Below are 9,202 nucleotides of genomic sequence, written 5' to 3' on the forward strand. Positions count from 1 at the left end.
GCGGCATGTCCCAGTTGACCGCGAAGGGCCTCGCGACGAAGGCGCGGATCGTCGCGGCCGCGGCCGACCTGGTCTTCAAGCAGGGCGTCGCCGGCACGAGCATCGAGGAGGTCCGCAAGGCGGCGGGCGTCAGTGGCTCGCAGATGACGCACTACTTCGAGGACAAGCGAGCGCTGATCCGCGCCGTCGTCACCCACCAGGCGGACACGATCCTCGCGGTGCACCAGGAGTTGGGAAAGCTCGACAGCTTCGTCGCTCTTGACGCGTGGGCGAATTTGAACATTCAGCAGCAGCGGCTTCGGCAGTGCGAAGGCGGGTGCCTGCTGGGGTCGGTGGCGGCCGAGGTCGTCGAGTGCGATGCGCAGGCCCGCGCGAACGCCGAGCGGGGCTTCGAGCGCTGGGAGGCGGTGCTGCGCGACGGCCTGACCGCGATGCGCGAGCGTGGCGACCTGCGGCCCGAGGCCGACCCCGATCAGCTCGCGCTGGCGCTGCTCGCCGCGGTGCAGGGCGGGGCGCTGCTCACCCAGGCGCGCCGCGACGCGGCACCGCTCGAGGCGGCACTGAACGTCGCGCTCGCGCACGTCCGGTCGCTCGCGGCCTGACGCCATTCTGGGTCGGTTATCCCAGTTCGCTATCGTCGGCGACATGCGATTCGGAACCATCGGCGCGGGCAACATCGCGCAGGCCGTCGCGCGTCATGCGGTGGCCGCAGGACATGACGTCGTGATCTCGAACAGCCGCGAGCCCGAGACGCTCGCCGAGCTCGCCGCCGAGCTCGGTGCGACGGCCGGCAGTGTCGAAGAGGCCGCCGCGGCCGACATCGTTCTGCTCGCCCCGCCGTGGAGTGCGGTCGACGACATCCTCGGCGCCCTGCCGGCCTGGGACGGGCGCATCCTGATCGACGCGACCAACGCGTTCATCAGCTTCTCGCCGACGCAGGTCGCCGACTTCGGCGACGGCACCAGCAGCGAGCACGTCGCGTCACTCGCCTCCGGCGCGCACGTGATCAAGGCGTTCAACACCCTCTTCGCGCGCTTCATCGCCGCCGATCCGCGCCACGACGCAGGCCGCCAGCTGTTGTTCTACGCGGGCGACGACGCCGACGCCAAGGCGCGCTTCGCCGCGCTGGTCGACGACTTCGGGTTCGCGGCGGTCGACGCGGGCTCGCTCCACGAGGGCGGCAAGTTCATGCAGGCGGGCGGGGGGCCTTTGTCTGGTCTGCATGCGCTCAAGCAGGAGACCTAGGGACGCAAAGTCAACTGCGCCGGGTGGGGGAGGGGGAGTGGTTCGCCCTCCGTTGCTGGCTGCCGTGGACCCGCTTGGTGCGCGGCTCTGTCGGGGTCGAATTGGCGTGCTGGGATACCGACAGTTACGGGCGTGGTGCTGACACTCCCGTCCGCGCCGGGCCTTCCGGTGATCGGTGTCGGCGAGCAAAGAAGTCGTGCGCGAGGGGGTGATGAACAAATGCGTCCTGTGACAACGCAAATGTTCATCACCCCCACCGACGCGCCAACTCGACCAGTGCGAACCTGATCGAAACCCGCGATCTGTCCCTCAAACGCGCACGGTCGACCATGGCGACCGGGACAACCGCGAGCGCGGGACACACTGACCAGCCCACGCCCGTAACTGTCGGTATCCCAGCACCGCACTTCGGGCCAACAGAGCCGCGCCGCGAGCCGGACCCACGGCAGCCCGGGACGGGTGGCTCGCCACTCCCCCTCCCCACCCGGCGCAGTTGACTTTGAGTCCCTAGAACCGCAGCCGGTCAAGCGTCTCGCGCGCCAGCGCCAGGGTCTGATCGTCCGCCTTCGGCCCGAGCACCACCAGTCCGCGAAGGCGACGTGGCCCGACCCGCAGCCCGCTGGTGTAGACGCGGATCTTGGGGCGGCAGACGCGCAGCGCACGCTCCAGGTCCGGCGCCCGCTTCGGCGAGAACCGCTTCGGGAACGCGCCCGCTCCGTCGAGCCGATCGACGACCGAGACCAGCGCGTCGGCGTCGCCCAGCTCGGGGAGCGCGCCGCAGCGCGAGCCGGCGGCGCCCCCGGTCGCGTACGTCGTCAGCGTCACGAGCTCGCGCCCGCCGGTCACCGCCGGTGCCTGCTTCGCCGACGCGAGATACCACGGGCGCGGGAAGAACCCCGAGACCTCGTGCTGCGCCTCGAACGGCAGCCAGGTGGTCGACGCCGCGGTCGACGACCGGTCGGGTTTGACGGCCTCGCCGAGGGCCCAGGTCACCGTGACGATCGCCAGCATCACCCGCGCGGCGATCACCACCCGCCGCCGCCGGCGCCGCCGCCCGTGATGGCACGCCGCGGCGCCGACGAGCCCGTCCGCGACACTGGGCAGCAGCACGCCGCCCGCCGCGCCGTCGGCCGGCCGGTTCGCGACGGCGCGCCGCCGGTCCGTGTCCTGCGCGCCACCGGCCGGCCCAGTTGCAGCGCCGTCGCCCGGGGGGCTCACCGCGCCGTGCCGCGCGACGTTCGCCGGCCCGTGCTGCGCCGCGCTGTGGCTGAGCGGCCACAGACCCGATCCCGCGGCGCCGCGCGCGGACTCGGCGAGCACGGTGTGTGCGGAGCGGCGCGGCTTGCGCTCCTCGTTGCGATCCAGGCCGCGGAGCTGCCAGACGCGGTCGAGCGCGCGGTCGTCGAGCGCGACCGGCGCGAGCTTCAGCCGCTCGCGCGCGGCGTCGTCGACCGCTCCCTCCCGGTAGGCGCGGTGCAGTTGCGTGTTGGCCAGCGCGAGCACCCAGTCGAGTTCGCGGTCGTCGGCGGGATCGAAGCGGCGGAACCGCGTGAGCGCCGTCGCGAACGTCTCCGCGGTCAGGTCGGCGGCGAGATCGGGTGAGCGCACGCGCTCCATGAAGAACCGCAGCACGGTCGTCTCGTACCGCGCGTAGAACTCCCCGAGCGCCTGCGGGTCCATGTCCTCATTATTCGCGAACGCGGCCGCCTTTGTGACCGAATCGCGGTCAGGCGGCGACCAGGCGGTTCGCGAGCGCCTCGGGTGCGCGTGCGAGCTGGATCGTCGCGGCGCCCAGCACCTCCGCGCGTGAGCCGAGGTCGCCGGCCACCACGCGCATCGAGGCGGCGGCGGGGGCGATCGCCGAGCGGGTGATCGCCGCGCGGATCGGCGTGAGCAGCACCTCGCCCGCCTCGGCCAGCTCACCGCCGATGATCACCAAAGAGGGGTTCAGAAGATTGACGGCGGCGGCGAGCGCGGCGCCGATCGCCTGGCCCGCATCGGACACGACGCGCTGGGCGCCGCGATCGCCCGCGCGGACCAGGTCGAGCATGCGCGCAACCGAGGTCGGCTCGCCCCGGCTGCGCTCGAGCAGGTCCGCGAGCGCGACCGGGCTGACGATCGTCTCCAGGCACCCGCGGTTGCCGCAGCGGCAGATCTCGCCGTTCGAGACCGCCTCGGTGTGGCCGATCTCGCCCGCGACCCCCGCCACGCCCCGGTAGGGCTGGTCGCGCAGGATCAACCCCAGTCCCACGCCCGCCGACAGGCGCACGTACAACATGTCGGAGACGCCGCGCCCGGCCCCGAAGAGGTGCTCGCCCATCGCTCCGGCGTTGGCGTCGTTCTCGACCTGCACCGGCATTTCGAGCCGCGACTCGAGCTCGCGCGCCGGGTCCAGCCCCGCCCAATCGGGAAGCAGGCCGTCGGTGTGCACGGCGCCGCGGCGCCCGTCGACGGGCGCCGCCATCCCGACGCCCGCGCCGATCACGTCGTCGAACGCCACGTTCGCCTCGGCGAGCGAGGCCATGGCGAGGTCGCGCGCGAGATCGAAACTCCCCAGCGGGTCCTCGTCGACCCGGCTCTCGGCCCACCGCTGCGCGATGATCGCTCCACCGAGGTCGCACACCGCGGCCCGCACGTGGCGGTGGCCGAAGTCCAGCCCGACCGCGCACGCGGCGCGCGGCGCGAGCGACACCTGCAGCGGCGGCCGCCCGATCGCCTTGCGGCGCTCATCGGTCAGCCCGTCGGACTGCTGCTCGACCATCCCGGCCCGCTCGAGCTCGGAGAGCACTGCGGTGACGGTGGCCCGCGACAGCCCGAGGCTGCGCCCGAGCTCCGCCCGTGAGCGCGACGGATGCCGCAGCAGTACCTCGAGAATCCGCAGTCGATTGGACTCCCTGAAGTTGCTCCCGAGGACGTCGCTCACCCACACCTCCCGCCTTGCTGACTCGTTTAAGCATACGGCGTCAGGCGGACCGTGATGCAATGACGCGATGACCGAGGTCAACTGGGGCGGGAACCTCCGCTACCGCGCCGAGGCCATCCAGCGGCCGGCGTCGCTGGACGAGCTGCGCGAGATCGTCGCCGCCGCGGAGCAGATCCAGGTGCTCGGCTCGCGGCACTCGTTCAACGCGATCGCCGACGGCGAGCAGCTGGTCTCGCTCGCCGGCCTGCCCGCGGACGTCGTGGTCGAGGACGGCGCGGTGTCGTGCAACGCGGGGCTGACGTACGGCGAGCTCGCCGTCGAGCTGGACCGGCGCGGGCTCGCGCTGCACAACCTCGCGTCGCTGCCGCACATCTCGGTCGCGGGGGCGATCGCCACGGGGACGCACGGCTCCGGTGACGGCAACGGCAACCTCGCGACCGCGGTGCGCGCGGTCGAGCTGCTGACTTCGACCGGCGACGTCGTGCGGCTCGCGCGGGGCGACGACGACTTCGACGGCGTGGTCGTGGGGCTGGGCGCGGTGTGCGCCGTCACGCGGGTCACGCTCGACGTGCGGCCCGCGTTCGAGATCCGCCAGCAGGTCTTCGAAGGGCTCTCGTGGGAGGCGCTCGACGAGCATTTCGACGCGATCACCGCCGCCGGGTACAGCGTCAGCGCCTTCACCCGCTGGGGGGCGGCGGTCGATGCGGTGTGGGTGAAGAGCCGCGACGCCGTCACGGAGCTGTTCGACGCGCGGCCCGCGACGCTCGAGCGCCACCCGATCATCGGCCTGGACCCGGTCAACGCGACCCCCCAGCTCGGCGTTCCCGGCCCGTGGTGGGATCGGCTCCCGCACTTCCGCCTGGGCTTCACGCCGTCCAACGGCGAGGAGATCCAGAGCGAGTACCTGCTGCCGCGCGAGCACGCGCGTGCGGCGTTTGCGGTCATGCGCGGGCTCGCGGACCAGATCGCGCCGATCCTGCAGATCTGCGAGATCCGCACGATCGCCGCCGACGGCCTCTGGATGAGCCCGATGTACGAAAGAGACACCGTCGCACTGCACTTCACGTGGGTGCGCGATCAGGAGGCGGTCGAGCGCGCGGTGGGGCTGCTGGAGGATGCACTGGCGCCGTTCGATCCGCGCCCGCACTGGGGCAAGGTCTTCCGCAGCGCCCCGCCGTACCCGCGTGGCGCCGACTTCCTCGCCCTGCGCGATCGCTACGACCCGCGCGGCGCCTTCCGCAACGCCTGGTTCAGCGCAGCGACCGCCCCGCAACGCGCCCGCTGAACAGACAGCCGCCGAGGAAGGTTCCCTCGAGCGCGCGGTAGCCGTGCATCCCGCCGCCGCCGAAACCGGCGACCTCACCCGCGGCGTACAGGCCTTCAACGGGCTCGCCGCCCGCGTTCAGGACGCGGCCGGAGAGGTCGGTGTGCAGGCCGCCGAGGGTCTTGCGGGTGAGGATGTGCAGCTTGACCGCGATCAGCGGGCCGGCGGCGGGGTCGAGCAGCTTGTGCGGCGTCGCCACCCGCGTCAGCCGATCGCTGAGGTAGCGCCGCGCGCCGTGGATCGCGGTGACCTGCAGGTCCTTCGTGTACGGGTTGTCCATCTCGCGGTCGCGGGCGACGACCTCGGCGGTGACGGTTTCAGGGTCCAGCAGCGGCGTGTCGGTCAGGCGGTTCATCCCCTCGACCAGCGTGCGCAGGTCGTTGGAGACGACGAAGTCCGCCCCGTGGCGCTTGAACGCCTCCACCGGGGGCGGCGCGCCCGAGCCGACGCGCGTGCGCAGCAACTGTCGGATGCTCTTGCCGGTCACGTCCGGGTTCTGCTCGGAGCCCGAGAGCGCGAACTCCTTCTCGATGATCTTCTGCGTGAGCACGAACCAGGTGTGGTCGTGGCCGGTGCGCGTGATGTGGGCGAGCGTGCCGAGGGTGTCGAAGCCGGGGAAGAGCGGGACGGGCAGGCGGGTGCCGGCGGCGTCGAGCCAGAGCGACGACGGGCCGGGGAGGATGCGGATGCCGTGCAGCGGCCAGATCGGGTCCCAGTTGCGGATGCCCTCGGTGTAGTGCCACATCCGGTCGGGGTGGATGATCGCGCCGCCCGCGTCGGCGGTGATCTGGAGCATGCGTCCGTCGACGTGGGCGGGAACGCCGGAGATCATGTTCTGCGGCGGCTTCCCGAGCCGCGACGGCCAGTTGCGGCGGACGAGCTCGTGGTTGCCGCCGATCCCGCCGCTGGTCACGATCACCGCGCCCGCCCGCAGGTCGAAGGAACCCACTTCGTCGCGGTTGGAGGCGGCGCCCCGCGCGCAGGCGTCCGGGGCGAGGATGGTCCCCGCGACGCCGTCGACCGCACCCGCCGTCACGGTCAGGGCGTCGACCCGGTGGCGGAACCGGAGCGCCGCCCCGCCCGCCGCCCGCACCCGCCGCTCGAACGGCTCGACCACGCCCGGCCCGGTGCCCCACGTCAGGTGAAAGCGCGGCACCGAGTTGCCGTGCCCGATCGCGCCGTACCCGCCGCGCTCCGCCCAGCCCACGTTCGGCACCCACTTCACGCCCATCGCGCTCAGCCACGCCCGCTTCTCGCCCGCCGCGAAGTCCACGTAGGCCTCGGCCCAGCGGCGCGGCCAGAGGTCGTCCGGCCGGTCGAAGCCCGCCGTGCCGAGCCAGTCCTGCCAGGCCAGCTCATGCGAGTCTTTGATCCGCAGACGGCGCTGCTCCGGACTATCCACCATGAAGAGCCCGCCCAGGGACCAGAACGCCTGGCCGCCGAGTGACGCCTCGGGCTCCTGCTCGACGAGGATGACCCGCTTGCCCGCCTCGGTCAGCTCGGCGGTCGCGACGAGCCCCGCCAGCCCGCCGCCCACGACGATCACATCGGCGTCCATCGCCCCATGGTGACGAAGCTCGTGGACACCCTCCTGGATCGGACGCTGATCGGCTACAGCAAGGTCGGCTATGCCGCTCGGAGCCGCGGGTTCGCGCCGTTGCCCCGGCTGGACGGCAAAGTCGTGATCGTCACTGGCGCGCGGGTGGGTCTCGGGCGGGCGACGGTCGAGGGGCTCGCCGCGCTCGGTGCGACGGTCCACATGGTCGTCCGCGGCCGCGAGGCGGGGGAGACGGTGCGTGATGAGATCGTCCTTGCGCAGCCGGGCGCCGACATCATCGTCGACGAGCTCGACGTGAGCCTGCTGGCGAACGTGCGCGCGTACGCGGCGGCGTGGAAGGGACCGCTCTACGCCGTCGTCCACAACGCGGGGGTGATGCCGCCCGAGCGGGTGGAGACCGCCGAGGGCCACGAGCTGACGCTCGCCACCCACGTGCTCGGGCCCCACGAGCTGACTTCGCGTCTGCCGGCCACGGACCGCAGCATCTGGGTCTCCTCGGGCGGCATGTACGCGCAGAAGCTCAAGGTCGACGACCTCGAGTATCTGGTCGGCGACTACAAGCCGGTGACGGCGTACGCGCGGACCAAGCGGATGCAGGTCGTGCTGGCGCAGGAGTGGGCCAAGCGGCTGCCCTCCGGCGTGGTCCACGCGGTCCACCCCGGCTGGGTCGACACGCCCGGCATCGCCGACGGGCTGCCGGGCTTCAAGAAGCTCACGGGCCGGATCCTGCGCACGCCCGCGCAGGGCGCCGACACCACGGTGTGGCTCGTCGCGGCGCGCGAACCGGGGGAGAGCACCGGCCGCTTCTGGCACGACCGGGTGGCGCGGCCGGAGCACTACACGCGCCTCACGCGCGAGTCCTCGGCCGACCGCCGCGCCCTCTGGATCGCCGTCGAAAGGACATCCGAGGCGTCTGCTTGAGTGCCTCGGCCGATGTCCGTAGACAAGCTCCAAGAAGCCGAAGAAGCAGTCGCGCAGATGCGCGAGGAGGAGGCCCGCAAGGCGCGTGAGGCGCTGGGCGAGGACCTGCGCCGGCCGCCCGTGGCCGACACCGCGAGCAAGGCACACCGCCTGATCACCGCGCGCCTGGACCAGGTGCGGGTGATGAGCAACATGCGCACGGGCGCGCTCGAGGACCTGCACGAGCTGGCCGTCTCGATCCGCGAGACGGGGCTGCTCTCACCGCCGCTGGTGCGCGAGACCGGCGACGAGGCGGTGCCGTACGAGCTGCTCGCGGGACAGCGGCGCTACGCCGCGCTGCGGCTGATCGACCAGGCCGACGGCGAGGACTCCGACTGGCGCTTCACGGTCGTGGACGGCATCTCCCGCCGCGAGGCGCTGTCGATGCAGTTCGCCGAGAACTTCCACCAGAGCAAGCCCGAGCCGGTCCAGTTCGCGCGCGCCGCGCGGCTGATCATGGCCGAGGACCCGTCGCTGACCGCCGCCGAGGTCTCGCGCATCGTGGGTGCGCCGCCGGCCTGGACGCGCAAGGCACTCCGCCTGCTCGAGCTGCCGGACGCGATCGTCGAGCGGGTGGAGAGCGGCGACCTCTCGTTCACCGCCGCCGACTTCGTCCGCCGCGCCGTCGCCCGCGGCGACGTCACCGCCGAGAAGGCCGAGGAACTCGTCGAAGAGCACGCCAACGGCGCACTGAGCGGCATCGAGCTCAAGTACGGCGTCGGCTACGTCCCACCGCCGCCGGAGAACTACGAGGAGGTCTCCGACCGGCTGGACGCCGCGCGCCGCGAAGCCGCCCACGCCCCGCGCGAAGACCGCGACGACTACGACCCGTCCGAGCCCGCGCGCGAGCCCTCGTACTCCGCGCCGCCCTCGCAGACCTCAGCGCCGCGGATCGGCGACGCCGACCTCGACGGCTACGTCCTCGGCGCCTTCCTCTTCCACTCCGCGACCGATCGCTCGCGCAAGCTGCTCCGGATCGCGGGCGAGGCCGACGCCCACGAGTACGCCCGCTCTCTGCACCCCCACGAACGCCTCGCGGCCCTGCGGTCGCTCGCGCGCGAAGTGATCGAGAGCGCCTAGCGCGCTTGCCGCCGGCCGGCCCGCGCGGCGACGGGCAGGCCCGGCCTGCGCCGGGCCGCGCCGCGCAGAGCCGGGCCTGCGCTGCGCCGCGCCGTCCCTGCGCCGGGCTGCG

The 9,202-nt window shown here is 72.8% G+C and carries 8 protein-coding genes; 5 read left to right on the forward strand and 3 right to left on the reverse strand.

Annotated elements, in window-relative coordinates:
* Window positions 1–5: 5 nt before the first annotated feature.
* Together OM076_RS39425 and OM076_RS39430 are read left to right on the forward strand one after the other, a co-directional pair.
* Entirely contained in the window at window positions 6–602 is a 597-nt protein-coding gene (locus OM076_RS39425) for a TetR/AcrR family transcriptional regulator (protein WP_270045684.1), read from the forward strand.
* A 43-nt stretch (window positions 603–645) separates the two neighbouring features.
* On the forward strand, window positions 646–1,245 hold the full coding sequence (locus OM076_RS39430; protein ID WP_270045685.1) for an NADPH-dependent F420 reductase: 600 nt from the start codon (window positions 646–648) through the stop codon (window positions 1,243–1,245).
* 507 nt (window positions 1,246–1,752) lie between these two features.
* On the opposite strand, the gene OM076_RS39435 is transcribed toward OM076_RS39430, so the two are convergent.
* Together OM076_RS39435 and OM076_RS39440 are read right to left on the reverse strand one after the other, a co-directional pair.
* On the reverse strand, window positions 1,753–2,925 hold the full coding sequence (locus tag OM076_RS39435) for an RNA polymerase sigma factor (RefSeq protein ID WP_270045686.1): 1,173 nt from the start codon (window positions 2,923–2,925) through the stop codon (window positions 1,753–1,755).
* Window positions 2,926–2,971: 46 nt separating this feature from the next.
* A complete protein-coding gene (locus tag OM076_RS39440) occupies window positions 2,972–4,168 on the reverse strand; it encodes an ROK family transcriptional regulator (protein WP_270045687.1) in 1,197 nt (398 codons plus the stop codon).
* 67 nt (window positions 4,169–4,235) lie between these two features.
* Here OM076_RS39440 and OM076_RS39445 point away from each other — a divergent pair, with 67 nt between their 5' ends.
* On the forward strand, window positions 4,236–5,453 hold the full coding sequence (locus tag OM076_RS39445; protein WP_270045688.1) for an FAD-binding protein: 1,218 nt from the start codon (window positions 4,236–4,238) through the stop codon (window positions 5,451–5,453).
* On the opposite strand, the gene OM076_RS39450 is transcribed toward OM076_RS39445, so the two are convergent.
* The gene (locus OM076_RS39450) at window positions 5,419–7,050 is read right to left on the reverse strand and encodes an FAD-binding dehydrogenase (protein WP_270045689.1); all 1,632 of its coding nucleotides are present in this window, start codon (window positions 7,048–7,050) and stop codon (window positions 5,419–5,421) included. The two genes, OM076_RS39445 and OM076_RS39450, sit on opposite strands and share 35 nt — an antisense overlap.
* A gap of 6 nt (window positions 7,051–7,056) precedes the next feature.
* Here OM076_RS39450 and OM076_RS39455 point away from each other — a divergent pair, with 6 nt between their 5' ends.
* Both OM076_RS39455 and OM076_RS39460 read left to right on the forward strand, forming a co-directional pair.
* Window positions 7,057–7,971, forward strand: a complete 915-nt coding sequence (locus OM076_RS39455) for an SDR family NAD(P)-dependent oxidoreductase (protein WP_272598972.1) — start codon at window positions 7,057–7,059, stop codon at window positions 7,969–7,971.
* Between the two features lie 12 nt (window positions 7,972–7,983).
* Window positions 7,984–9,090, forward strand: a complete 1,107-nt coding sequence (locus OM076_RS39460) for a ParB/RepB/Spo0J family partition protein (protein ID WP_270045691.1) — start codon at window positions 7,984–7,986, stop codon at window positions 9,088–9,090.
* Window positions 9,091–9,202 lie beyond the last annotated feature (112 nt).

This window comes from Solirubrobacter ginsenosidimutans (assembly GCF_027587205.1).